Origin of the sequence: Olivibacter sp. CPCC 100613 (assembly GCF_036959255.1) — a bacterium.
GTDB lineage: Bacteria > Bacteroidota > Bacteroidia > Sphingobacteriales > Sphingobacteriaceae > Olivibacter.
This window is the reverse complement of sequence record NZ_JAWMTI010000003.1, coordinates 385,119-410,985: the sequence shown is the minus strand read 5'-3', so window position 1 is coordinate 410,985 and position 25,867 is coordinate 385,119. Positions and strand designations below refer to the sequence as shown.

Sequence of the window (25,867 nt, the reverse complement as noted above, 5' to 3'; positions counted from 1 at the left end):
TCTTGATTACGAGTAGAAGTGGAACAGTTTTATATATCTTGCAATTTAAAGGTCCTGTCCAACCTTATCCCTTTTTCGGTTTGTTTAAGTGTGCAACATTCTATTAATGGATCGTGTTCTAAAAACAAAATATAGTTATTCACTAAAGCCTCCTCCAATATCGCTTTTTTCTCTTGCAACGTTTTTAAGGGAAACATATCGTACGACATGACATAAGGTATGGGGATATGCCCAACAGACGGCAATAAATCGGCCATATAAAGAATTGTTCTCCCCTTATAATTAATTTGGGGTAACATCATAGCTTCTGTATGGCCATAAACAAATCGAATCTGAATTGCTTCTATAAAATATACCCCGTTGTTTTCATCAATAAATTGCAGTTTGCCGGCATCTTGAAGTGGTAAAATATTTTCTTTCAAAAACGAAGCCCGTTCTCTATCATTTGGATGAATTGCCCATTCCCAATGTTTCTGGTTCGTCCAATATATCGCATTTTCAAAAGCAGGTATAAGTTCGTTCCCCTGCTTTTCAATGGCGCCACCAACATGATCAAAATGAAGATGGGTCAAAAGCACGTCGGTGATATCGCTTTTTTGAAAGCCATGTTTTGCCAAAGAATCATCGATTTTGCATCCGTGGGGCTGATAATGACTGAAGAACTTGGCGTCTTGTTTATTGCCCAAACCAGTATCTATCAAAATTAATCGATCGGCTGTTTCGATTAATAAAAGTCGAGCTGCCCAAGTACATAAGTTGTTTTCATCCGATGGGTTTGTGCGCTGCCATATGCTTTTTGGTACCACTCCAAACATGGCGCCGCCATCCAATTTAAATAACCCCGCATCAATGGTGTATAGATTCATGATCCTTCCCGTTTGTGTTTCTTCGATGGCTGAATATAGTAAAAAAAATTAAATGAAAAGTTAAATATGAGTTCTGATGCAGCTTATTTTTCTTATTTTTTGTTATAAAGATGGCTATCTCTGTTTTTTTTTGCTGTTATGTTAAATTCAGTATGGTTTTTTGAATGTTTTTTATTAAAATTTTAATAAAAATATGATGGAATTTCTTTTATATAAGTACTTATGTATTAAGTGAATATAACGTATAAATTGAAAGTGTATCTTGTACAAGATGTTGATTATTAGTGATTTTGTGATTTTTTTAATCTCTTTTAATACGTAGTTTTGACCTAAAATTCAACAAAACAAGTTAATATGAACTCTACTATTTCTAACTCGCTGGATTTAGGAAATCAAAAAATTTACCCAAAGGGAAAAATATTTTATCAATTACCAGTTCCAACATTAATTGAACATGCAATCCTAAACCAAGAAGGAGTGTTAACAGATTGCGGTGCATTGGCTGCAGATACGGGGAAATTTACAGGTCGATCGCCCAAGGATCGTTATATAATATATGATGATAAAACAAGAGATACAATTTGGTGGGGAGATATTAATCAAGCGTTGGAACCAAAGTATTACGAGCGGTTGTCGGCAAAAATGCGGGACTATATAACGCATATAAATCTTTATGTACGTGATGGGTATGTTTGCGCGGAAAAAAAACATCGTTTGACACTAAGAGTGATTACAGAATCCGCTTATCAAAATATTTTTGCACATCACTTATTTATGAGACCATCTTTGGAGGAAAAGCTGTCATCCATTGATTGGACGATCCTGGCGATTCCTAGTTTCGAAGCTGATCCCGCTATTGATGGCGTTAAAAATAAGAATTTTGTGATCATTAATTTTACGGAACGAGTCGTACTTATTGGGGGGACCGGCTATACCGGAGAAATTAAGAAAAGCATATTTTCCATTCTAAATTACCTTTTACCAATCGAAAAAGGCATTTTATCGATGCATTGTTCCGCGAATGTTGGTAACGAAGGTGGAGATACCGCATTGTTTTTTGGTTTATCGGGTACGGGTAAGACAACCTTGTCGGCTGACGAAAAGCGAATGTTGGTAGGAGATGATGAGCATGGGTGGAGCGACGAGCTTATATTCAACTTTGAAGGTGGTTGTTATGCCAAATGCGTTGGTTTAACAGAAGAAAAGGAACCACAGATTTTTAATGCAATTAGATTTGGTACATTGCTTGAAAATGTCTGTATGTCAGGGGTGTCATGTACACCAGATTATCAAAATATTAGTAAAACAGAAAATACGAGAGCGGCTTATCCTGTTCACTTTATAAAAGGAGCCATTGAGCCGGGAATCGCTGGACATCCAAAAAATATTTTTTTCCTTACAGCCGATGCTTTTGGTGTTCTACCTCCGATTTCCAAACTGAATATAGCGCAGGCGATGTACCATTTTATATCTGGTTATACTGCTAAAGTAGCTGGTACAGAGGCTGGCATTGTTGAGCCAACAGCGACTTTCTCTGCATGTTTCGGAAAAGCCTTTTTACCTCTACATCCCGCAAAATATGCAACTATTTTAGGTGAAAAGTTGGAGAAACACCAGGTTCAGACTTGGTTAGTGAATACGGGGTGGATAGGCGGGGCTTATGGAGTAGGTAAACGAATTCCTCTGGTTTATACACGAAATCTGATTCAGTCCGCTTTAAATGGTGAGTTGGATACGGTTGATTACCAGAATCATTTGGTCTTCGGACTTGCTTATCCAAAAAGCTGCCCGAACGTGCCGAGCGATATTTTGAGTCCGAGGGATAGTTGGAAAGACAAAGATGCTTATTTTACGCAAGCTAATAAGTTAGCAGAAGCCTTTGCCGCAAATTTTAAACAATATGAAGAGAAGCTGAGTGCGAAGATAATTGAGGCTGCTCCAAAGGTGCGGGTTGTTAGTTTTTAAAAGAAAAGGGGGCAACCGTATATAACCCCATATAACCCCCTTAAACAAAAAACGATCTGTTGTATTTCAGAAACGAGCTGGAGTTTTGATTTAGTTAACTAAATCAAAACCCCAATCAACCCCTTTTAATGTGGCAGGCACACCGCTTTCTAACCAAACAGGCGCAGGTTTTCCTTTCAGGAAGTGGTCAAAAAATTGTTGCTCTCTAATCTGAATATCCTTTCGATTCTGCCTTTTAACCAAATTGTGTTCTTCTCCGTTATAATTGAGTAGCCAAACTGGCTTGTTGAGGCGACGAAGCGCTGTGAACATTTCTATTCCTTGATACCATGGAACAGCACCATCATTATCATTTGCCATAACGACAACGGGCGTATTAACGGCCTTGAGATGAAAAAGCGGAGAATTTTCTATGTAAAGATCATAACCTTCCCATAAATCTTTTCCTATACGACTCTGCGTCTTTTCGTATTGAAACTGTCGATTAAGGCCGGTAGACCATCGAATGCCTCCGTAGGCGGAAGTCATATTAACTACAGGAGCGCCGGCCCAAGCTGCGGCATACATATCTGTGCGCGTAATTAGATGTGCTACCTGATAGCCACCCCAACTTTGTCCCTGTATTCCCAGGTGCTTTTCATCTACCCACGGGAATTTAGCCAGCTCTTTGACGCCCGAGTTAATATATTCCTCAGCCGATTTTCCGGGATGCCCTATTTCATAATTGATATCAGGTGCAAATACCAGGTATCCATTACTTACGAAATAGCTAATATTGAGTCGGGAAGGCGTTGGAGCGGGTGGAATATAAGTGTGCAGACCATCTGATAGCTTCTCGTAGAAGTAGGTTATCATTGGATACTTTTTTGCTTCACTGAAATCCTCGGGTTTATAAAGGATTCCGGTAGCTTCGTGTCCTGCAGGTGTTGTCCACTTCACCAACTCAGCGGTACCCCAAATGTATTGTTTTTGTTGTGGATTAATAGTACTTAACCTCGTTTCATTTTTGAATTCGGAAGCGCTACAGTATAAATCCGGTGATTCCTCGTAATTCTCTTTCGTGTAAATAATCAGTTTTTTATCCATACTTCCTAATACATTCCTGTATGTATAAGGAGACATAATGAGTTCCTTCGGATCTTTTTTGTTACGAGGATTGGTTTCGAACCAACCCCCATTTTTATTGACATGATTAAAAGCACTAACTAAAAACGCTTCTTTCGTATCGATTATAATAGACTTGTCATGTTTTCTTACTCCTGTTTTTGGAACAACCTCCACATACCTAAATGTAGTTTTTGTACTTCTTCCCGCGCCATTGGTCAACAGGCGTCTATCTTCTCCTTTTGGATCAAAACTCCAAATATCGTACTTGTCGTAAATTAAGACTTCTTTATCTTCTGCTGTCCAACCAGCAATACCATATGGATGGGCAAAAGTAGGTGAATCATTATCTTCGTCCGCAAAACTTACCGGCAAGTCGGTATTCAGTATTTTCATTGAACGTGTGTTTACATCATATGATGCCCATTGCTGGCTAACCATATCATACCAAACCGCATAATTGCCAAGCGGTGAAAAATAAACTTGCCCGTAGACATTTGATGCGATCTGTATTTTGCTCCCGTCTACTGTAGAAATTAAATAAAAATCCTGTTTGGTACTTCCTTCCCATTGGGCGGAAACTCTTTTCCCGGTGTTAGTACTTCCAAGCGCATAGATATTATCAGCATTATCTGTTAAATCTATATCGGGAATCGCTAAGGAAGCGAGTGGTATAACAATGCTACTTCTTTTTGGATAAATTACGCTCAAATAGCTCTTGGCCAAATCTTTCTTTAGATTTACTAATTGTTGCGGTTGTAAATAATCGTCTTTCCAATTCCAAATATCTACATTGGCTACCTCGAAATCAACGATTGTGGTGTCCTTTACTTGTGGGATAGGAGCGATTCCGAAGAAGAGCTTTTCGCCATTTTTACTGAAACGCAAATTACCATCTCCACTGATATTCCAATTGGTAGGCATACCTGTGCTACTGACATTAGCTATAACGTTGGCGGTGTCCCGTTCTGGTGTATAATAATATAGACTGTAAGGTTTCTGAAGCGCTTTTTCAGGACTTTTTTCAGCCGTAAAAGCCAATTGAGTACCGTTTTGATCGAAGGTTATCTGACGATAGGTTCCATGTCCTTTACTGATCTGTTTGAGCTTCTTATCCCGAATAGAGTAGAGAAACAGTCCTTCGTTATTTAGTTGATTTTCTTTTTTTCCAGACCGTACGAAAGCCAGCAAGCTAGCTGTATTATCAAAATAATAATCATTCACTTGCTCGAAAACTTCCTCCTGCCCGGTGGCTAAATTGCGTAAATGCAATGTTCCTGCCTCGTCCGTTTTTTTATCTTTGTTTTTACTTTCTTTGTCCAGGCTATCCGTTTTTGGATCCTTTTTTTCTTCCAAATATGCTATATAATCGGACGATTCATCTGCTAATTTAAAAGACCTGACATTAGCTGTTTTGTAGATGCTTTTGTCAAGCAGCGTTATAATTGCCAAAGAGTCTTTGGGCATTTCATTTTCTTTTTTCTTTTTTATCTTAGCTTGTCTCGTTTCTGCAAATGGGGGTTTAATCGTCATAATGGCATATAGCGCGTTATCTGTAAATATACCATTTTCGCCCCGTGGTGTATTCAAAATTAATTCGCCCGAAGATGTACTTATAATAGACTGAGCATCGCCTTCTTGCGGTGTAATACAATATATAATATATTTTCCGTCCAAGCTCACTTTTGATGATTTTATACTTTGCCAATTATCGTAGACTCCGTGATCTAACGGTTTTTTCTGAGCGAATAAGCAAAGACAGATTAAGTTTAGGAGGATTGTTGAATATACTCTATGCACCATGTTGGATTGATTTTGCCGTAAATATCCGAAAAATATAAAATTCTGTCGAGAAATCACTATTATTTTACATTGACGGTGGTCAACGAATTATGCAAAAAAAAGCCAATTTCCCCCAATAAAATAGAGACGTATTTCCACTGGAGACCAAGTCTCTGGAATTTATTCTTACGATAGGGAGTGGATTGTTCATTTACTATCGATGTCTAATCCTTGTCATATTCTATTTGCATAGATCGATCAATTTTTTATTTTATATTGGATTCGCGATATTTGATGAACTATTTACTTTAATAATATGATAACTGTTACTGATAAGGCAAAAAATAGGATCGACGAGATTCTGCGTGAGGAAAGATATGATGCCTCATATTTTGTGCGGGTTGCTGTGGAAAGTGGTGGTTGTTCAGGTCTCACCTATAAGCTTGATTTCGATAATGAGGAACGTGCAGGTGATCAGACTTTTGAAGATAAAGGGGTTAAAATCGTATTAGACATCAAGTCTTTTCTTTACCTGGCCGGAACAAAATTGGATTATAGCGATGGACTAACAGGTAAAGGATTTAACTTTATTAATCCAAATGCCTCACGTACGTGTGCGTGCGGTGAAAGTTTCTCTGTCTAATAATAGCCTGTTTAACTCCTCAGAGTAAACCCGCTTCATGCATATTCCAAATTGGTGAAGCAGCTCTCAATTTATTTACTGTAGTTCGTATTAAGTCGATAGTATGATCGATCTGTTCTTTCGTTGTAAACCTGCCTAGACTAAAACGGAGGGAGCTTTCAGCATCTTCTTTACGCAATCCCATTGCTAGAAGCACATGGGAAGGTTCTCTACTTCCGCTAGCACAGGCAGCGCCAGCCGATAGGGCAAGTTGCGGTAATTGTGTCATGATTTCTGCGCTTTTTATATAACGGAAGCAGATGTTTGCGACATGTGGTAGCCGATGTTGACGATGTCCATTTAATAGTGTTTGAGGAAGTGTAAGCAAAGAAGTTTCCAGATAATCCCGAAGTAGCTTCAATTTCTCGAATTCTTCCTTTTGGGCCTGGATTGCTAGTTCGGCCGCAGTACCTAATCCCACGATACCCGGAACATTTAACGTACCTGCACGAAGGCTATTCTCTTGTTTTCCTCCCTGGAGAAGAGCCCCAATCTGAATGGGGTTGTTTCGCCGTTTGATATATAGTGCACCAACGCCTTTAGGTCCATAGATTTTATGCGCACTTAGCGCTAATATATCAATCCCTTGGTCGACAACGTTTATCGGGATTTTTCCAACTGCTTGTGTAGCATCGCATAAAAATAAAATGTTATTCTTTTTTGCAATAGCGCTGATTTCTTCTATCGGATGAAGTACACCGGTTTCATTATTGGCAAGCATAAGACATATTAAGATCGTGTCGGGCCTTATGGATTGGCGCAAGTCGTCTAGTACAATCCTGCCAAGACTATCCGTTTTCAGTATCGTGATCTCAGCCCCCTGTTTACTTAAAAAAGAACAAGTATCCAAAACTGCCGGATGTTCAGTTGAGCAGGTAATAATATGTTTTCCAATACGCTGATAATGATATAAAATACCTTTAATCGCTTGATTAATAGCTTCAGTAGCACCTGATGTGAAAATAATTTCTTTAGGAGAGGCGTGCAGTAATCTTGCAACTTGTTCCCTTGCGAGATCTACTGCTTCGGCGGATTTTCTGCCAAGTTTGTGATAAATACTGGAGGCATTTCCGTAAGCTTCGCTGAAATAGGGGAGCATTCGCTGTAAAACGGCCGGATCAACAGGTGTGGTGGCGCAATAATCAAGGTATATAAAATCGGGATTCAAATTGGACATGGATGTGGCGCTGTAAATTGAATATTCCTAAAACTTTTTTTAAAAGGACTTGTATTGATAAAAGCTCTTTAGAACAGATAATCAACGAAAACAATCGTTGATTATCAGATTGAATCTCAATAGTAGTGTTCGCACTCAATAGAAATCAATGTTAAACAAAGTTAACAAATTTGATGGGTTTGATTGTACATGAATTTTACGTAGGTTTGCAGCGAATTTTTGAGATCTGCTTATCCGCAGTGGTATTCTTCTTTAGAACCACCATCCCTTGGATAATCAAGCTATTAATTAATAAAATGAATAGAAGATCTAAGTATCTTGCCTTTATTGTTTCCATCTTATCTACTTTAACAGCATGTAGCGGAAATTTCAATAAAAAAGAAATTTTCGAATCGGAAGCATTTGTTTTGTATGGAGACAGAGTCGTCCAGGGGACATTTGAAGCAAAGGCGGTGTCGCCACAAGAACTTGTGAGTAACTATAAAAGCCTGTACTACGACACCCTCAGTCCCCGCATAAATTTTAAATTCAGTATAAATGGAAAAGATAACGAACTGCCTTCAGGGATTTATCATTCCGTCGTTGTTCTACCTACTGAAAAGACAGAAAAAATTGTCACTATTAAATTCGGTACACCTTATAAAGACGAGACCAGCGTGCCTTCTAAGGCCTATTTGGCGTCAGGAGCAAAAATTAAAATCAAACTTGATTTAAGAGAGGTTTTCACTGCGTTTGAAAAAGAAGGATTCTATACAAATTTTAATGGCGTAAAAATCTATAAAGAGGACTTTAGTCGCGTTTATGTAGCTGGTAATATAAAGCCTCTTTTGTGGGACTTTGACAATTTGGTCAATCATCCTGAACTTGAAATGAAAGATCACGATGGGGATCATATCTATGAAATCACGTTAACCATTAATCCCCTTGATAAGAAAGGCGATCGGCAACGTTGGAAGTTAACGCAAGATATCAGTTCATTTCCAGCCTACTCGTCTCCTTATCCGCTTTCGGATGCTTTACATAATATGGCTTTGGCGGAACTTATAGAAAAAGTAAAGCCAGACAGCACCCTATTAGTTGACAAAAATTGGTTTAATAACAACGGAAATCAGATTAATAACAGCATTATTCTTTCGTTGGCGACGATTGCACCCGAATTAGCTAAGAAGATTTTGATGCGACAGGTTCAAGACAATGCCTTGCATCAAAGTGATGGAACAGGTGGTTCCTATCCAATTTCTACGGATCGAGCTCTTTGGGTGATTGCATCTTGGGAAGTATATAAAGTAACCGGTGACGTAAATTGGTTGAAAACCTGTTATGAGATTGCAAAAAAATCATTGGAGGAGGATCGCTTGCTGGTATTCGATGCGGACAAAGGGCTCATGCGCGGAGAGTCTAGTTTTTTAAATCAGCGCGAGCAAAGTTATCCGAAATGGATGCAGCCAACAGATATCTATGAATCTATGGCAATCAGTACAAACGCCATTCATTACGGTGCTTTAAATAGCCTTTCTGCTATGGCCAAGCAGCTATCGAAAAGTGCAGAAGGGATGAAATACAAGGTATGGGCAGATAGTTTAAAAACGGGTATTAATAAACAACTATGGATAGACAATAAGTCAAGCTATGCCCAATACCTCTATGGAAGAGTGAATAAAATAACTTCAGAGCGTTCAGATGCACTGGGGCTAGCGTTAGCAGTCTTATACGATGTAGCCGATGAAGATCGTCAGAAAGCAATTATGGAAAATGTGCCTGTCTTACCTTTTGGGATAGCTTGTATTTATCCGCAAACAACCTTTATTCCCAGCTACCAAAACAACGCTATTTGGCCGTTTGTGCAAAGTTATATAGCCATAGCGGCTGCAAAGGTACATAATGAGCGGTCGACGTTGGCTAGTTTAGCTGCTATATATAGGGCATCTGCTATGTATCTTACCAATAAGGCGGCTTTTAGAGCTGATAATGGTAATTATGAACCGATTTTAGCCAATGAAGATGCGGCACTTAGTAGTTTGTCAGGAAATTTGGGCTTAATTTATCAGGTTTTTTTCGGATTTCAATTTGAACCCGATGGGCTACGATTAAAACCTTATATTCCTAAAAATCTACGAGGCGAAAGAAGGTTGACCAATTTCAAGTATCGGAACGCCATTTTGGATATTACATCAAGTGGTTATGGCAATGTCATAACTTCTGTTACACTTGATGGAAGAGAGCTAGAAGAAGCCTTTCTTCCAGGAGATATCAGTGGAGAGCACAGTCTTACCATTATATTAGGAGATAATCAAATCCCTAAGGGAGAAATTCACTCAACACCAAATCGTTTTGCCATTGATATGCCCGCACTTAGTTATGACAATGGTAAGTTGAAGTGGCGCATCATTGAGGGTGCTGCCAATTATAAAGTGTTAAAAAATGGAGCAATGCAAACATTAATTGATCGTAATGAAATTAATATCAATCAAAACGAGTTTGCCGAATATCAAATAATTGCACTTGATTCAGCAGGTATAGAGTCATTTGCAAGTGCTCCTTATATGGTATATTCACCTGAGGCAGAGCAGGTAATTGAAATAGAAAATTTTGGCAAAGTATCAAAAGAACAGGTGGAAGGATATTCGGGTAAAGGTTTTGTCGATTTGTCTCTTCCCGGGAATGATTCATTAAATTTTACGGTCAATGTGCCTGATACGGGCGTTTATGCCATTGATTTTCGATATGCCAATGGGAATGGTTCCATAGGAGCAGGCAACAAATGTGCGGCGGCTTTCCTTGAACATGCGCAACAATCATTGGGTGCGGTGGTTTTTCCGCAAAGGGGGAGTGGAGAATGGTCCGACTGGGGCTTCAGTAATAAAGTAGTTGCTAAATTAGATAAAGGCGAACAAGAACTAAAGCTTATTGTAGCAAATAATAACCCGGTTCGTATTCGACGGTCTCGCGAAAAAAGCGCATATATTGACTATATTAGGGTAATAAAAATAAAATAATATTTTGGCAGCACGGAAGGGTATTATTTACAAAATCAACCAATGGCGTATTCAAAAAATTTCCAATCGAAATTTTTTAGTAATCCTAGCAGTCGTGGTCGGACTAATTGGCGGTTTGGCTGCTGCTGGGCTAAAGGCGCTCACGCATGGCATTGCTGCATTTCTTCAGAATGATGTACAATCAGAATATAAATATTACCTGTACCTGTTTTTTCCCCTCATCGGAATATTGCTAACCGTTATTTATGTTCGACGTTTTATTCGGAAAGGAAAATTTGAACATGGCATCGCACCGATATTATACGCCATTTCGAGGAAGTCGAGTCGCATTGAAAATCACAACGTATATTCTCAAATTATTACGTCAGCCCTGACGGTAGGCTTTGGTGGATCGGCTGGATTGGAAGCCCCCATTGCTTACAGCGGATCTGCAATCGGCTCCAACGTTGCTAGATTTTTTGGATTAAGTTATCGCGAAGTGACGATGTTACTGGCTTGCGGTGCGGCTGCCGGTATAGCGGGTGCTTTTAACAGCCCGGTAGCAGGTATGGTATTTGCAATAGAAATCTTATTGCCGGAGTTTTCTATACCTGCTTTTATTCCCTTACTTATGGCTGCAGCTACCGCCTCGGTAGTTTCGCGGGTATTATATAGTGAACCATTATTTTATTTAGTATCTGACGACTGGGTCTTGCAGGCTTTATTTTTCTATGTGTTGTTAGGAGCGCTTATTGGACTTTTTTCCATTTATTTTACCAAAGTTGATGGCTGGGTTAAGGCTTGGTTTTCTGCAGTGAAAAATCCTTATCATAAAGTTTGGTTGGGAGGGCTCAGTTTGGGTGTATTGATATTCGTTTTTCCTGCCTTATATGGCGAAGGCTATATTGCTATTCAACAGCTCCTGTCGGGTAAAGCAAATTCGTTATTGGCCAATAGCATCTTCGCTGACTATAAACATGTTGGGTGGATGGTTGTTGTTTATGGCGTAGTGACCGTTTTTGCTAAATCCTTTGGTACCCTCATTACACTTAATAGCGGAGGAAACGGTGGAACTTTTGGGCCAAGCCTAGTTATGGGAGGATTTCTCGGCTTTGTTTTTGCACATGGTATCAACCTAACAGGGTTAACATATCTTACGGAAGCTAATTTTATTGTTGCCGGTATGGCAGCTGCCTTAAGTGGCATTATGCATGCTCCTTTGACCGCGATATTTCTAATCGCTGAAATAACCGGTGGTTACACCTTAATGGTGCCGCTTATGATTGTGTCGGCTATCTCTTATTTTATTAATCGTGCCGCGGTTAAATATTCAATCTATACAAAAAATTTAGCACTCCATGGCGACTGGCTTTCTCATGAAGATAAAGATAAAACAGTATTGAGAATGATGAAATTGCGTTATATCTTGGAAACTAACTTTACCGTATTGCATCCCGATGAAAAGCCAACCGACCGGAGATCAGATATTATTCATACCAAAAGGAACATTTTTCCGGTGGTGGATGGAGAGCGGAAATTGTTGGGCGTCATATACAGCGAACGTTTATTTAGCATTCTTATGGGAGAAGAAATAACGGATAAAACGATGAAGGAGCTGGCGCAGGCACCTATAGACGTAGTTCGAATGAATGCTAATATGTACGATGTTATGAGGAAAATGGACCGTGAAGATATTTGGATTTTACCGGTGTTGGACAATGATGATCGTTACATGGGGTTTGTCTCCAAATCTGCGATTTTTAATAAGTACCGAGCTCTTCTAGTGAGACAGGGAGCCTATTTAGATTAGCACTTTTATTTTTCATATGAGACTGTTTAACAAATGTTAACCTTAATTGTCATTTCAATAACTTACTTTTGTTATCGGCTAACAAGAAATTTTAGGATGAATAAGTTACTATTAGCAATATCGCTTTTGATATTCAGTTCCTGTGGTATTAATCAACAGGCTAAACAAATTAAAGCTTTAGAAGAGTGCAAATACGAAGTGAAAAGTGTGGACAGCGTCTTTTTAGCAGGTACAGATGTGGTTAAATTACTGCAGTCAGGAAATATAGATACGCGTAGCATGGGGGGGGTAGCTATGGGAATGTTGCGGAAGGAAATACCTTTAAAAGGCGTGCTCCACTTGAAAATTACGAATCCGACTACAAATTTGGCAGGGATCAATCAGTTTCAATATCAGCTCCTTATGAAGGATAAAGAGTTGGCTACCGGATTAGTAAATCAACAGATAAAGGTGAAACCCGGTGAATCTGCGGAAATTCCGGTTTTAATTGACGCCAATGTTTATGGTTTACTATCAAATGGGTCGGTATTGCAGGAAATTTCTGATTTTATTTCCGGAAAAGAGACAGAACAGGAAAGCATACTAACTATCAAGTTAAAACCAACTATTGCTATTGGTAACAAGACAATAAATTATCCGGGTTGGATAACATTTGATAGAAAAGTTACCCGTAGTTTGCTGCTATAGTTTACAAGAAGCACGAGCGTGGCTTCAAGTTATACTATCATATGAAAAAGAAATTGCCTCAAATCACTTCGCACCATCTTTCTGAAGATGATTCAAGAGAGTTTATCGTTTTCCATATCAATAAGCGTCTGTTGAGTTCAAAGGAATTTGAACCCTATGATATTTTTAACCCTTTCAAATCCGATTTTTTTGCCGTATTGATAGTTCATGAAGGTGCGATCGATATCAACTTAAATTTGCAACATTTTCGCTTAGAAAAAAATAATTTGTTGGCATTTGCTCCTAATATGATTAAACGGTTGATTTCGATTAGTGACGATTGTAAATTTTATGCTATCTTGTATAAATCATCGTTTTTAGTAAATGCAAATATTAGGGAATTTCATCAAGATGTATACGATTTATCAGTTTCAGGCATGCCATTATATAATTTGGCATTACATGAGATCAAAACGTTGAACAATCTTATAGAGGTGATGCTCCTACGGAACCATGTTGAAGATGTAAATATGAACGACGCTGTTGTAAAACACAGCTTTTTAGCTTTTATGTATGAATACGCCTTTTTATATCGGAAATATATAAAAGAAAAAAACAGGAAAGTATCTCGGAAAGAGGATATTATGCTTCGCTTTACAAAATTGGTTGCCGATCATTTCAAGGAGGAGCGAAGTGTCGATTTTTATGCTAAAAAACTTTTCATAACACCAAAGTACCTTTCCGAAGTCACAAAAGATGTGTCAGGCAAAACTGCTAGCGCCATTATCGCTGAGATGGTCATTATGGAAGCAAAAAGTTTACTAAGTATACCTTCTCTAACGGTCATAGAAGTGGCTGATTTTCTCAATTTCAGTGATATGTCCTTTTTTGGGAAGTATTTTAAAAGATATACCAATGTCAGCCCAACTAGTTATCGACGGACAATTACGTAACAGTGAAATACTCATGTTAATGTAAAATTTGTTGGTGATGCAACGATTATTTTTGTTGATAACTTTTTTCTATCACTATACTGTTTATATTAGGCTTTAACTTTATTGTTGTGTTTAATTGATTGAAAATAAGGGGCTAATCCAGCGTTTTATGTTCGTTGTAAAGAATATTTCGTTGACATAAAAGAAATTTTTAAACGGTTTCAAAGATTTTGTTAATTTTATATTAACAAAGCAATATATAAAACCTAATCTTACAGCAAAACGGAATACAGAATTTTAGACGTGTTACTATGGGTCGAATAGCTGTAAAATATTGATTTAATCTTGTTTTGAATGCGTTTTTCTGCAATTTTCATATTTTTGATTTGAAGAAGCATTTAATTTATACAGAAAAAATGACCAATTTTGGCGACATATGTACCTTTTTTAAATTTAATATTGAGTTGATATTTGTGGCGTTATTAGTTGACATACAAACGATTTTTATAATAGATGAATCAGGTGAAAAATAATGATGATTTAGCCATATTCCATCTCGATAACCTGAGCAAGTTGTTGCGAAACAAAGCCAATCAATATTTATCGGCTCAAGGAATTGAAGTGAGAATAGAACAGCTGCCTGTTTTGTTTAGTATACCGGAGGAGGGGCTTCCACAGCAGCAAATTGCAGATGAGATCGGGAGAGATAAATCGTCGGTTCTTCGAACTATATCCAACTTGGAAAAAGAAGATTTGGTTCGGGTAACTACAGATGTAGCTGATAAAAGAAAAAATTGTGTCATGCTTACCCCTAAGGGGCGTGCTTTAGCAAGGCTTATTAAGGATAAAATAGTAAATCTGGAAAAAGTTTTGTTCAATAGTTTGAAAAGTCCGGAGCATGACCGATTTATGCAGGTAATAAAATCGATTGGGAATAACCTGCAGAATATACATATAATATAACTGTGTTAAAAAGTAGATAAACCCTCGGGTTTTAAATTTTCAATTAAATGAGCAGAAATTTTGACAAGCGTATAGCAGATTTTAAAGATGCGGCGGTGATAAAAGAGAAGGGCCTTTATCCTTATTTCAGGCCAATCGAGTCTGGACAGGACACAGAAGTCGTCATCAACGGAAAGAAGGTACTTATGTTTGGCTCAAATTCTTATTTGGGGTTAACCAACCATCCAAAAATTATTGAAGCTGCTCAACGGGCTACCGCAAAATACGGCACCGGTTGTGCTGGCTCACGTTTTTTGAACGGAACGCTCGATATTCATGAAGAACTGGAGACCAAACTTGCTGCTTATGTGGGCAAGGAGGGAGCTGTTTTATTTAGCACGGGTTTCCAAGCAAACCTCGGTGCGCTTTCCTGTTTAACCGGACGAAACGATTACCTGGTTCTGGACGATTGTAACCACGCTTCTATTATAGATGGTAGTCGTCTATCCTTCTCTAAGGTTATTAAGTATAAGCACAATAACATGTCTGATTTACGCAATAAATTAAGCCAACTACCCGAAGAGGCTGTTAAATTAATTGCCGTTGACGGTGTGTTTAGCATGGAAGGTGATTTTGTAAAACTCCCCGAATTGATTGCTATTGCTAAAGAATTTGATGCAGCGGTGATGGTAGATGACGCTCATGGTTTAGGTGTAATTGGTGAAGCGGGAGCTGGAACAGCATCTCATTTTGGTTTGACGAGGGATGTTGATGTCATTATGGGAACTTTTAGTAAATCGTTGGCTTCTTTAGGCGGTTTCTTAGCGAGTGATGCAAACACGATCGAGTATTTGAAGCACCGGGCCCGTTCTTTGATGTTTAGTGCTAGCATGACACCTGCCTCAGCAGCTAGTGTTTTAGCTGCTCTTGAAATCATCCAATCGGAGCCGGAACATATTGAAAATCTTTGGAAGAACACCGAATATGCAAAAAGACAATTGTTGGAAAATGGCTTCGATTTGGGAAAAACAGAAAGCCCTATTCTACCTGTTTATATCCGTGACAATGATGCTACGTTTATAATAACCAAAAAATTGCAAGAAACAGGCGTTTTTGTGAATCCGGTTGTGTCTCCTGCGGTAGCCTCCCAGGATTCCTTGATTCGATTTTCATTAATGGCGTCTCATACATTCAGCCAAATCGACGAGGCAATCAACAAGTTAACCAAGGCATATCGCGAAACTTTAACCAGCGAGTTTGTTAAAATAGCATAGAACTTCAAAATAATATAGGTATAGCATTTATTTTACATGAAGGTAGTCAATGTTTCGTCTAAAAATCAGCTAAAATCCTTTATAGATTTTCCTCATGATTTATATAAGAATGATAAGAATTATGTGCCGGAATTGTTTATTGCTCAACGTGATATGCTCACTCCCGGAAAACATCCTTTCCATAATCATTCTTTCATCCAATTATTTTTGGCTTATGAGGGCGAGCAGATTGTAGGACGGATTGCTGCTATTTATAATACCAACCACAACGCTTTTACACAGGCGAATGATGGTTTTTTTGGCTTTTTTGATGCAATAGATAATCAAGAGGTTGTCAATACGCTGTTATCCCACAGTATTGATTGGCTAAAAAAGCAAGGAGCCAACCGATTAATCGGACCGATTAATTTGTCAACCAATGATTCCTGTGGGCTCTTGGTGCAAGGGTTTGATCGACCGCCTGTAGCCATGATGCCCTATAACATGCCCTATTACGAAAAATTATTTGTAACAGCCGGATTAAAGAAATTTACGGATTTATTGGCTTATCTGGTCGTGCGGAGTAATTTGAATGATCGATCTGTTCGGCTACTGGATGCATTAGAACATCGATTAAAAAGAAGCAACATAAATATTCGCCGAATCGATAAAAAGAATCTAAAGCGAGAAATACCGAAAATAAAAGAACTGTACAACAGCGCATGGGATAAAAATTTAGGCTTCGTGCCTATGACAGATGAAGAGTTCAATTTTTTGGCGAAAGATTTATCGCTTATTTTGGACCCCAAATACTGTATTATTGCAGAACAAGGCGATAAAATGGTCGGATTTGCATTAGGAATTCCGGATATTAACCAAATATTGGCTAAGATAAAACGAGGTAGACTTTTACCTACAGGAATTTTTAAATTATTATTTGGATTAAAGAAGGTGACGGGTGTACGTGTTTTATTGTTAGGCGTTATTGATGGTTATCGAAAAATGGGGATTGAAGCTTGTCTATATGGGACATTGATAAAAAACGCAGAAGGTACTCGCGTTGAATATGCGGAATGTTCTTGGATGTTGGAAGATAACTATCTAATGAATCACGCCATTGAGCAAATAAATGGCCAACAGTATAAGCGCTATCGCTTGTTTGAGAAGGCAATTTAAATTAGATACTTTGGTAGTCGTTGCTTTTGCCGAAAATATTCTTGTTTTGTAAAGGCAAAGAAGTATTGCCTTTTTTTCTTGTTAAATGAGTGAATCTCTGTAAGGAAGGCTATGATTTTTGACTTTTTGACCACAATAGTCTTAAATGAAATTCTTTATTTTGCAGTGTAAATTAGGTGTTACACATCTAAACTAATTGAATTAAGAAGTGAAAGTAAATATCGCAAAGATCCACAAAAAATATACCCGTTTTTGTTTATTGTTTTTTTTCGCGTTACTTGGCCGAGAGGTTGAAGCGCAGACGACGATTGTTCGGGGAGTGATAACTGATGCCGGGACGAAGGAAACACTTCCTTATGTAAGTATTTTAATACCTGGAACCACTATTGGAACTTCTGCTGACGATGAAGGCCATTTTAGTATTAAGATAGACGGGAATTATTCGAAACTGCGGTTTGCTTATATAGGCTACGTCACGGTAGAAAAGGATATTAAACCCGGCGAGGACCAGGTTGTAAATGTCCAGATGACCGTGGATGCTAAAATGTTGAATGAGGTGGTTGTCACCAGTAAAAAGGGGCGATACAGGAACAAAAACAACCCTGCTGTTGAACTGATTAGACAGGTAATTGCTCATAAGAAAGAAAATCAAATGGAAAATTATGATTTCGTTCAATTTGAGGAATATAGCAAGTTGTCCATGGCGTTGAGCAATCTTTCGGATAAATTTAAAGAGAAACGTATATTTAGAAATTATCAGTTTTTATTCTCGGAGCAGGACTCTAATGCGATTGGCGGTAAGAATGTACTTCCCGCTTATATGGAAGAAAAATTGTCGAATATTTATTTTCGCAAAAATCCATACAAAAAGAAACGTTATATTTTAGCTGATAAGAAAGCGGAATTTGATCCACATTTCATAGATAATGATGGTGTAAGTAATTATCTACACCGATTATATGAGGATATTAACATTTATGATAATGATATCTCCATTACGACCAATCTTTTTTTAAGTCCTATTGCTAATAATTCACCTACCTTTTATAAATTCTTTATTAGCGATACTGTAAAAACGGAAAAGCCCTGGTTAATAGAATTAAGTTTTGTGCCGCGCAACAAAGCAGATATGTTATTCGAAGGTAAACTGTTTATCACTTTAGATGGAAATTATGCGGTGCAGAATGCTTATCTTACGGTAAACAAAGATATCAATCTGAACTTTATGCGGGATTTGCAGGCGAAATTGGAGTATAGTAAAAATCCCGATGGGCGATATCATCTAAGCAAAAGTACACTTACAATGGAGTTTGCTTTGGGTGATAAAGGAGGAGGGATATTAGGTGAGCGAACCGTTTCTTTCCAGAAATATTTAATAGGGCAATCTCAACCAGACAGCACCTATAAGGGACCGGATGAGGAAATTGCTTATAATCCGGAAGTGAAAACAACTGAAGAATATTGGAAAGGCGTAAGGCATATGCCATTGGAAATGCGTGAGGTAGGAATTTATAAAAACGTTGATACACTTCAAACGATTAAATCCTTTAGGCGCTTTATGGATTGGGGAACTGTACTCCTAGCGGGCTATAAGTCCTTTGGTAAATTTGAAATGGGGCCTGCAAGCACTTTTTATAGTTTTAATCCAGTTGAAGGGTTCAGGTTACGTTTGGGGGGACGAACCACGACGGACCTTAGCAAGCGAATGTTTTTCGAAACGTATGGAGCCTATGGTTTTCGGGATAAAAAGTGGAAATATTTTTTGAGCGCTACTTATTCCCTAAATAATAAATCGGTATATTCATTTCCCCTGCATTATCTGAAAGCAAGTTATCAACATGATACGAAGATTCCTGGACAAGAGTTACAGTTTGTTCAAGAAGACAACTTTTTACTGTCCTTTAAACGCGGTGATAATAATAGATGGCTTTATAACGACATAGCAAAGTTTGAATATGTACATGAATTGCCAAGTAGATTTTCCTATAAAGTCGGTTTTACACATTGGCGCCAACGTCCAGCAGGTGTATTGATTTATCAACGGGAAGATGCCAACGGTAATCTTTTTAATGTAAATGAATTAACCTCATCGGAGGTCAATGTTGAACTTCGCTATGCTCCGAATGAACAATTCTATCAGGGTAAAGTCTATCGTATTCCGATATTTAATAAATATCCGATATTTACGTTGCGCTATAACATGGGATTAAAGAATGTTTTCAATAGTACCAATGACTACCATAACTTTAGTGCAAATATCTTCAAACGAGTTTATTTGTCGCAATTTGGCTATTCTGACATTACGCTGGAAGGTGGTTATATTTATGGAGAGAACATCCCTTTTCCACTTCTTGCCATCCATCGAGCGAATCAAACCTATGCATATCAGCTAAATTCATACAATTTAATGAATTTCCTTGAATTTGTAAGCGACCATTATGCAGCGGTTAACGTACAGTATTATTTAAACGGTTTTATCTTTAATAAAATACCATTACTTAAACGGTTAAAGTGGAGAGAGGTCGTGAGCTTCAAAGGATTGTGGGGAGGTTTGCGGAATGAAAACAATCCGAACTATAACAATTCAGTGTATAAATTTTCAATGGATGAAAATGGCTTACCGATTACGTATACTTTGGGAAGTAAACCTTATATTGAAGGAAGTGTAGGCATCGCTAATATTTTTAAATTGGTTCGAGTCGATTTAATAAGGAGATTTACTTATTTGGAAAACCCAAATGTTTCTGAATGGGGTATAAGAGCCCGGGTTAAATTTGATTTTTAGTCGTTTTACGACGCTTTTTTATTTATTTTTGTCTATTCTTATCGGCTCATTGGGCAAATCGATAAGCTCATATTATCAAGCATATTATCATGGCAAAGAATTATGTATCTAACTCGCAGGAATCAGTAAGGATGTTCAAGAGCAACTTGCTTGAACCTTTAACAAAGGTGCATTTTACGGTGCCTTTGGTCTTATTTGTGCCAGTTATAGTCTATTTCTCTTGGAGGTCATTTGCAACTTATGCTGTATCTATTGGATTTTACCTGGGATATTTTGCTATCGGCTTGTTTGTTTGGACATTCACAGAATATGTTATGCATCGTTTTGTTTTTCACTTGCCTCCAAAGGGAAAGATCATGGAAAGACTTCATTTCATATTTCACGGTGTGCATCATGATTATCCAATGGATAAACTAAGATTGGTTATGCCGCCTTCTGTGAGTATTCCACTTGCTTTAGCTTTATATTTCTTGTTTAAATTGTTTTTGAACGATGTGCAAATGGCCGCATTTTTTCCAGGTTTTATTGTGGGATATCTTTTTTATGATATAGGTCATTATGCCATGCATCATTACAATTTTAAAAGCGGCATAATGAAAAGAATTAAACAACATCACATGCTGCATCATTACCAAGATGCCGACAAGGGATATGGTGTAAGTTCTCCGTTATGGGATTTCATTTTCGGCTCTAACTTCGAAAAGAAGAAAAGAGCAAAGTAGTTACCTAACTTTTCTCGCAACCGTACAAAGCATTGTTCAATTTTACCTCTAGTTATTGTGAGATTGAGATGAACTTATGAAAGAAAGTAAAACAGCTCTTGATATGTTTGAGCGCAAGCATCGCCAAGAGCAAGAAGGAAGCAAGAAAAAGGAAAATCTTTTTAAAGATAGAAAGCGCACGAATCTTTTAAGAAGCGTTGAGCAACGTGCAATTTCTTATTTGGTTACAAAAATCCCCATGTTTGTAACCCCCAATATACTTACCTGTATAGGCGTCTTAGGTGGTGTAATTGTTTTGCTCGGTTTTGTGCTGGCAAGCTACTTTGATCGTTCCTATCTTGTTTTAGGAGTAATCGGTTTGTTTGTTAATTGGTTCGGTGATTCACTTGATGGCCGAATTGCGTATTACCGAAATATTCCTAGAAAATGGTATGGATTCTCGCTGGATATTATAATGGATTGGATCAATACCGTTATTATGGGGCTTGGTTTTATCATTTATTTGGGCGAAGGCTTTGAGCTCTTATCGTATTTTTTCGTAGCACTGTATGGATGGGCTATGATTATTGCACAATTGCGTTATAAGATTACCGATAAATATACGATCGATGCAGGTACGGTAGGGCCAACGGAAATTAGGGTAATCATCAGCTTAATTTTTGTTCTAGAAGTTATGTACGCTGGGACCGTTAATGTGTTTTCAGCACTTGTAGTAACTGTTTTATTTATTGTCAACATAGTCGATACAAGAAAATTACTACGTTTAGGTGATACTCGTGACATAGCAGAGCGAGCAGTTAAAAACACATCCGCTCATGTTAAAGAAAAGTAGTATCTACATTTTTATTAAGGCCCAGTTTTCTGCTTTTTTGGGAGGGGCAGTTGATTACGGGATAATGGTTTTATGTACCGAATTATTGTACATACATTACACCATTTCAATCGTCATTGGTGGTGTAATTGGCGCGTTGATCAATTTTACGCTTAACAGAAATTGGACATTCAATGAAAGAGAAGTAACAGGAGAAAACAGTGAAGTACTTATTCAATTGTTAAAGTTTTCTTCAATGGTAGTAGGCAGTGTTCTTTTAAAGTCATGGGGTACGTTTCTGTTGACGGAGATGGGACAGATTGACTATAAAGTGAGCAGGATAGTGATAGACGTGCTGGTTTCGATTTGCTTTAATTACACCTTACAACGCTACTGGATTTTTAAAAAAAGCGTTTCATAGAAATAAAGATCAGAAAAGTATACTTATGCGTATAAACATATATAAATGGTTGTTTTATGTGCTTCTTGTAGGAGCTGGATTGACAATGTGTTTACCCCAAATGAGGGCCTCGTCTTTACGACATGAAGATACGTATGCTTATGTAGACTCTTTTCCTATACCAAAAGATGTAGCGCATCTGTTGTTTTATATACAACGAGATCCTAATACAAATACCATTTGTTATACATTAAATGTTGATAAAGAAGGAAAGCTTGATTTGGGAAGTCCCATCCACGCCTTTTGGATTCGCTATCCGGAAGGAGGAGTGCGTAAAGAACTTAATTTTATTCAACGAAAATTCGCGTATGGAATTAATACGAAGAAATTAAATGACGGTAGCTATGATGTCCGATCGGTCGCCTATAGCAAACTGCCACTTAAATTAAAGAAGGATGCGAAGGGAAATTACAGGGTATACGCGAACATCAATGACAAGGAATCGGTGCTGGAAAGAATATTTATTCGAATCGGTGATGGAGGAACTTTCTGGAAACCAGACGTTAAATATATTGAGCTAAAAGGTATCGAGGTGGGAACCGGTAAACGTATACTCGAACGATTTAAACCTTAAATAGGAAGACCCGTATATCGGGTCTTCCTACTATTTATCCTCTAATATTTCTTGACGTTCTTTCAGGCCGACTTTGGCTTCTTGAAGGGCGTTCGCTCCTAGATGGCGCGCTCGAACGTGGTTGTTCGTTTCTTTGTATTCGCGGCTGTTCACTCCTTTGCATCCGAGGTGTGTTATTCGGCCTCGAGCTCCGTTGTCCTTCAGAACGTTGTATATTAGGTACATTATTTCTGTTCGACCGAGTTGAACGACTATTATCGCTTTTTGATCGTTCTATATTCCTTGGTGTTGTGGTCGCAGGTGCACTGTTTTCCCTTTTTCGGATTTCGTTACTAGGATTTCTGGCAGATCCATTTGTCGAACGATTTTGTCTTTCATTTCTCTCACTTCTGTTAATATTAGAGGAGCGCTCTGTACGCCCTGATGTCCGATTAGTTATATTTTCATTTCGACTGGAAGGCCTTGTGGCTGAGATACCGCTTGTACCCTTGACTCTTCCGTCAGTTGATCTATTTGCATTTGATCGAATGTTATTAGCGGAAGTGATCCTAGTTGGTCTTGCGCGTTCATTTTTGCGCACACTTGGGCGATAGATTTCTAATGACCGACCTGTTACTCTTCCCGACCCTGGTCTGCTCGCGTTATTTATACGATGCACAGGTACAGACGATCGAGTTATACGTTGAATGTCACTTCTTCTTGGCCCCGAATAATAACGGCGATTATTATGCACATATGTGTTATTGATGATCGTTGTTCTGTTATAAACATTTACAACCGTTCTTCTCGGTGCATAATAACGATGCATAGAAGAACTTAAGATATAACGTTGTGGGACAAAAACCCAATACGCTGATGGAATATTGACGTTTATTCCAATACTAATACCAGGGCCTAAGGGAGCCCAGCCATAGTAGCCGCCACCTGATCGCCAACTTACCCATGCAGGTCCCCATTCATAGCCTGGTACCCAGCTCCAACCAAATCGTCTATTATAGTTCCATCTACCGTAGTGAAAGGGAGCCCAACCCCAGTCATAATTGGATACCCAAGTATTACCATAATCGGTCATAACCCATCTGCCATTTGTTGCATAGGGTTGGAAATCAGGTTCTACATTTGGTACCCAAATATATCCATATTCAGGGTCATCTATCCATTCACCATAAGGAGACAATTCGTCATAGAATTGCTGGAATGACACCGTTATTCCAGGTTGTGCATATACTCTTTCTGTAAAGCCAATATAAAATACAAAGGCGAGCGAAAAAAGTAGTATACGTATATTATTTAATGTTTTCATGACTCAATTTTTAATCACACAAATTCGTTTTCTAATACTATGACAGAATGTTTCCGGGAAGGTTTAATAAATAAGTCATTGGGTATTGGGATATACAGAATTTGTTAGAGGCGGAAAAACGAAGGTGAATGTTAATCCGCTCCTAACAAGTATTTATAGATTGTTCTTTTTTAGCTCGTTAACGGCAAAATCAACTGCTCTGGCAGAAAAGGCCATATAGGTAAGCGATGGATTTTGAGTAGAAGTTGAAGTCATACATGCACCATCCGTAACGAACACATTTTTGCAATGGTGAAGCTGATTCCATTTATTGAGCAGCGAAGTTTTGGCGTCGTTTCCCATACGAACTCCACCCATTTCGTGAATATCTAAACCTGGAGCTTGGCCTGCTGTATTGGCTTGTATATTGGTAAAACCCGCAGTCGTAAACATTTCCGTCATTTGCTCTATGTAATCCGCTTTCATTTTGGCATCGTTATCGTCATAAGCAACAGCTATTTTTAGCAGTGGAATGCCCCAAGCATCTTTTTTATCGTTGTCTAAAGCAACATGGTTTGATTCCTTTGGTATCGTCTCCGCCATCATATGGGACCCCACACGCCAAGGACCTAGTTTAGGATTTAATAGTTGTTTTTTTAAATCTATACCTAGGTTGGATGTGTCGCGATCAATAGCTCGGTGCGCAGAAAATCCTGCTGCATAACCCCTTATAAAGTCGGTTTCCTGCCTATGAAGATTTCTAAATCTTGGAATATAGCCACCGCCAGCAGGGTTTCGCCCATCTGTCATATATTCCTTTAACCCGTCATATTCGGCACTGATTCTGGCGCTGTAGTTATGGAAAGCCACATATTTCCCTAGTAAACCACTGTCATTACCTAGGCCGTTAGGAAAGCGATTTGATGTTGAATTTAGAAGAATGAGATTTGTATTTATGGCTGCGGCATTTACAAAAATAATTTTTGCGAAATAGTCTATTTCTTCCTTTGTATTCGTGTCGACGACTTTGACACCTACTGCTTTACCCTTTTGTTCATCATAGATAATCGAATGAGCCACTGAGAACGGTCTTAATGTAAGATTCCCTGTCTTTTGTGCCCACGGGAGTGTAGAAGCGTTACTGCTAAAATAACCTCCAAACGGACACCCTCTTTGACATAGAACTCTATTTTGGCATTGTACACGACCTTGTTCTATATGAATGGTATTGGGTTTCGATAAGTGTGCACAACGCGCACTGATGATATGTCTACCTACATATTTATTCTTCAGGACACCCTTAAAATAATCTTCTACAGCATTTAAAGGGTAAGCAGGAAGAAATTCACCGTCCGGCAGTTCCTTTAGGCCATCGCGATTACCGGAAATACCTGCAAATTTCTCAACGTAGCTATACCATGGGGCTAAATCTTTATGTCGAATTGGCCAATCGACAGCGAAACCGTCCCTTGCGGGACCTTCAAAATCATAGTCAGACCATCGTTGTGTTTGTCTTGCCCATAAAAGGGACTTTCCGCCTACCTGATAGCCACGTATCCAATCAAAAGGCTTTTCCTGTATATAGGGGTGTTCATCATCTTTCACAAAAAAATGCATGGCATCTTCTCGAAAAGCGTAGCATCTATTTACGATGGGGGCTGACTCCTGGACTGATAAAGGAACTTCACCTCGGTGTTCAAATTCATAAGGATACAGGTTGGTGGTGGGGTAATCGACCACATGTTTTACATCCCTTCCACGTTCTAACACCAGTGTTTTTAATCCTTTTTCAGTTAGTTCTTTCGCAGCCCAACCGCCACTGATTCCTGATCCGATTACAATTGCATCGAATGTACGGTCCTTAATACTATCTATATTTATATTTGACATGTCTAGTCCC

At 38.4% G+C, this 25,867-nt stretch carries 19 protein-coding genes; 14 read left to right on the top strand and 5 right to left on the bottom strand.

Annotation, left to right across the window (positions count from 1 at the left end; translation table 11 throughout):
• Positions 1-29 precede the first annotated feature (29 nt).
• Positions 30-866 (bottom strand): MBL fold metallo-hydrolase, encoded by an 837-nt coding sequence (locus tag RYH73_RS12730; protein WP_335313815.1) that lies wholly within the window; start codon positions 864-866, stop codon positions 30-32.
• Between the two features lie 354 nt (positions 867-1,220).
• Between RYH73_RS12730 and pckA the strand changes: the two genes are divergently transcribed.
• Positions 1,221-2,831 carry a phosphoenolpyruvate carboxykinase (ATP) gene (pckA, locus tag RYH73_RS12725; RefSeq protein WP_335313814.1) on the top strand — a complete coding sequence of 537 codons (1,611 nt, stop codon included), beginning with the start codon at positions 1,221-1,223 and terminating at the stop codon, positions 2,829-2,831.
• A gap of 90 nt (positions 2,832-2,921) precedes the next feature.
• Here the strand turns inward: pckA and RYH73_RS12720 are convergent, their stop codons facing one another.
• Entirely contained in the window at positions 2,922-5,738 is a 2,817-nt protein-coding gene (locus RYH73_RS12720; RefSeq protein WP_335313813.1) for an alpha/beta hydrolase family protein, read from the bottom strand.
• A 295-nt stretch (positions 5,739-6,033) separates the two neighbouring features.
• On the opposite strand from RYH73_RS12720, the gene RYH73_RS12715 reads away from it, so the two are divergent.
• On the top strand, positions 6,034-6,360 hold the full coding sequence (locus RYH73_RS12715; RefSeq protein WP_335313810.1) for a HesB/IscA family protein: 327 nt from the start codon (positions 6,034-6,036) through the stop codon (positions 6,358-6,360).
• A 19-nt stretch (positions 6,361-6,379) separates the two neighbouring features.
• Here the strand turns inward: RYH73_RS12715 and RYH73_RS12710 are convergent, their stop codons facing one another.
• Entirely contained in the window at positions 6,380-7,576 is a 1,197-nt protein-coding gene (locus RYH73_RS12710) for a cysteine desulfurase family protein (protein WP_335313809.1), read from the bottom strand.
• 296 nt (positions 7,577-7,872) lie between these two features.
• Between RYH73_RS12710 and RYH73_RS12705 the strand changes: the two genes are divergently transcribed.
• The 12 genes from RYH73_RS12705 (at position 7,873) to RYH73_RS12650 (ending at position 22,685) form a co-directional block, all read left to right on the top strand.
• Positions 7,873-10,572: an alpha-L-rhamnosidase-related protein gene (locus RYH73_RS12705; protein WP_335313808.1), complete on the top strand. Its 2,700-nt coding sequence runs from the start codon at positions 7,873-7,875 to the stop codon at positions 10,570-10,572.
• A gap of 4 nt (positions 10,573-10,576) precedes the next feature.
• A complete protein-coding gene (locus tag RYH73_RS12700) occupies positions 10,577-12,361 on the top strand; it encodes a chloride channel protein (protein ID WP_335313807.1) in 1,785 nt (594 codons plus the stop codon).
• A 96-nt stretch (positions 12,362-12,457) separates the two neighbouring features.
• A complete protein-coding gene (locus RYH73_RS12695; RefSeq protein ID WP_335313806.1) occupies positions 12,458-13,048 on the top strand; it encodes an LEA type 2 family protein in 591 nt (196 codons plus the stop codon).
• A gap of 41 nt (positions 13,049-13,089) precedes the next feature.
• Positions 13,090-13,980 (top strand): helix-turn-helix domain-containing protein, encoded by an 891-nt coding sequence (locus RYH73_RS12690; protein ID WP_335313805.1) that lies wholly within the window; start codon positions 13,090-13,092, stop codon positions 13,978-13,980.
• A gap of 495 nt (positions 13,981-14,475) precedes the next feature.
• A complete protein-coding gene (locus RYH73_RS12685) occupies positions 14,476-14,925 on the top strand; it encodes a MarR family winged helix-turn-helix transcriptional regulator (protein ID WP_013666291.1) in 450 nt (149 codons plus the stop codon).
• Between the two features lie 47 nt (positions 14,926-14,972).
• Positions 14,973-16,178 carry a serine palmitoyltransferase gene (spt, locus tag RYH73_RS12680; RefSeq protein WP_335313804.1) on the top strand — a complete coding sequence of 402 codons (1,206 nt, stop codon included), beginning with the start codon at positions 14,973-14,975 and terminating at the stop codon, positions 16,176-16,178.
• A gap of 36 nt (positions 16,179-16,214) precedes the next feature.
• On the top strand, positions 16,215-17,333 hold the full coding sequence (locus RYH73_RS12675; protein ID WP_335313803.1) for a hypothetical protein: 1,119 nt from the start codon (positions 16,215-16,217) through the stop codon (positions 17,331-17,333).
• A 208-nt stretch (positions 17,334-17,541) separates the two neighbouring features.
• On the top strand, positions 17,542-20,118 hold the full coding sequence (locus RYH73_RS12670; protein ID WP_335313802.1) for a DUF5686 and carboxypeptidase-like regulatory domain-containing protein: 2,577 nt from the start codon (positions 17,542-17,544) through the stop codon (positions 20,116-20,118).
• Positions 20,119-20,207: 89 nt separating this feature from the next.
• Positions 20,208-20,840 (top strand): sterol desaturase family protein, encoded by a 633-nt coding sequence (locus RYH73_RS12665; protein WP_335313801.1) that lies wholly within the window; start codon positions 20,208-20,210, stop codon positions 20,838-20,840.
• 76 nt (positions 20,841-20,916) lie between these two features.
• Positions 20,917-21,672: a CDP-alcohol phosphatidyltransferase family protein gene (locus tag RYH73_RS12660; protein WP_335313800.1), complete on the top strand. Its 756-nt coding sequence runs from the start codon at positions 20,917-20,919 to the stop codon at positions 21,670-21,672.
• Positions 21,656-22,072 carry a GtrA family protein gene (locus tag RYH73_RS12655; RefSeq protein ID WP_335313799.1) on the top strand — a complete coding sequence of 139 codons (417 nt, stop codon included), beginning with the start codon at positions 21,656-21,658 and terminating at the stop codon, positions 22,070-22,072. Before RYH73_RS12660 ends, RYH73_RS12655 begins: the two co-directional genes overlap by 17 nt.
• 25 nt (positions 22,073-22,097) lie before the next feature.
• The gene (locus tag RYH73_RS12650; protein ID WP_335313798.1) at positions 22,098-22,685 is read left to right on the top strand and encodes a DUF4833 domain-containing protein; all 588 of its coding nucleotides are present in this window, start codon (positions 22,098-22,100) and stop codon (positions 22,683-22,685) included.
• Positions 22,686-22,719: 34 nt separating this feature from the next.
• Here the strand turns inward: RYH73_RS12650 and RYH73_RS12645 are convergent, their stop codons facing one another.
• Together RYH73_RS12645 and RYH73_RS12640 are read right to left on the bottom strand one after the other, a co-directional pair.
• A complete protein-coding gene (locus tag RYH73_RS12645) occupies positions 22,720-23,988 on the bottom strand; it encodes a DUF6600 domain-containing protein (protein ID WP_335313797.1) in 1,269 nt (422 codons plus the stop codon).
• Positions 23,989-24,141: 153 nt separating this feature from the next.
• Positions 24,142-25,857 (bottom strand): GMC family oxidoreductase, encoded by a 1,716-nt coding sequence (locus RYH73_RS12640; protein ID WP_335313796.1) that lies wholly within the window; start codon positions 25,855-25,857, stop codon positions 24,142-24,144.
• Positions 25,858-25,867 lie beyond the last annotated feature (10 nt).

Coding starts and splice junctions, on each gene's coding strand:
- RYH73_RS12730 (WP_335313815.1), bottom strand. CDS start 866: ATGAATCTATACACCATTGATGCGGGGTTATTTAAATTGGATGGCGGC.
- pckA (WP_335313814.1), top strand. CDS start 1,221: ATGAACTCTACTATTTCTAACTCGCTGGATTTAGGAAATCAAAAAATT.
- RYH73_RS12720 (WP_335313813.1), bottom strand. CDS start 5,738: ATGGTGCATAGAGTATATTCAACAATCCTCCTAAACTTAATCTGTCTT.
- RYH73_RS12715 (WP_335313810.1), top strand. CDS start 6,034: ATGATAACTGTTACTGATAAGGCAAAAAATAGGATCGACGAGATTCTG.
- RYH73_RS12710 (WP_335313809.1), bottom strand. CDS start 7,576: ATGTCCAATTTGAATCCCGATTTTATATACCTTGATTATTGCGCCACC.
- RYH73_RS12705 (WP_335313808.1), top strand. CDS start 7,873: ATGAATAGAAGATCTAAGTATCTTGCCTTTATTGTTTCCATCTTATCT.
- RYH73_RS12695 (WP_335313806.1), top strand. CDS start 12,458: ATGAATAAGTTACTATTAGCAATATCGCTTTTGATATTCAGTTCCTGT.
- RYH73_RS12690 (WP_335313805.1), top strand. CDS start 13,090: ATGAAAAAGAAATTGCCTCAAATCACTTCGCACCATCTTTCTGAAGAT.
- RYH73_RS12685 (WP_013666291.1), top strand. CDS start 14,476: ATGAATCAGGTGAAAAATAATGATGATTTAGCCATATTCCATCTCGAT.
- spt (WP_335313804.1), top strand. CDS start 14,973: ATGAGCAGAAATTTTGACAAGCGTATAGCAGATTTTAAAGATGCGGCG.
- RYH73_RS12675 (WP_335313803.1), top strand. CDS start 16,215: ATGAAGGTAGTCAATGTTTCGTCTAAAAATCAGCTAAAATCCTTTATA.
- RYH73_RS12665 (WP_335313801.1), top strand. CDS start 20,208: ATGGCAAAGAATTATGTATCTAACTCGCAGGAATCAGTAAGGATGTTC.
- RYH73_RS12660 (WP_335313800.1), top strand. CDS start 20,917: ATGAAAGAAAGTAAAACAGCTCTTGATATGTTTGAGCGCAAGCATCGC.
- RYH73_RS12655 (WP_335313799.1), top strand. CDS start 21,656: ATGTTAAAGAAAAGTAGTATCTACATTTTTATTAAGGCCCAGTTTTCT.
- RYH73_RS12650 (WP_335313798.1), top strand. CDS start 22,098: ATGCGTATAAACATATATAAATGGTTGTTTTATGTGCTTCTTGTAGGA.
- RYH73_RS12645 (WP_335313797.1), bottom strand. CDS start 23,988: ATGAAAACATTAAATAATATACGTATACTACTTTTTTCGCTCGCCTTT.
- RYH73_RS12640 (WP_335313796.1), bottom strand. CDS start 25,857: ATGTCAAATATAAATATAGATAGTATTAAGGACCGTACATTCGATGCA.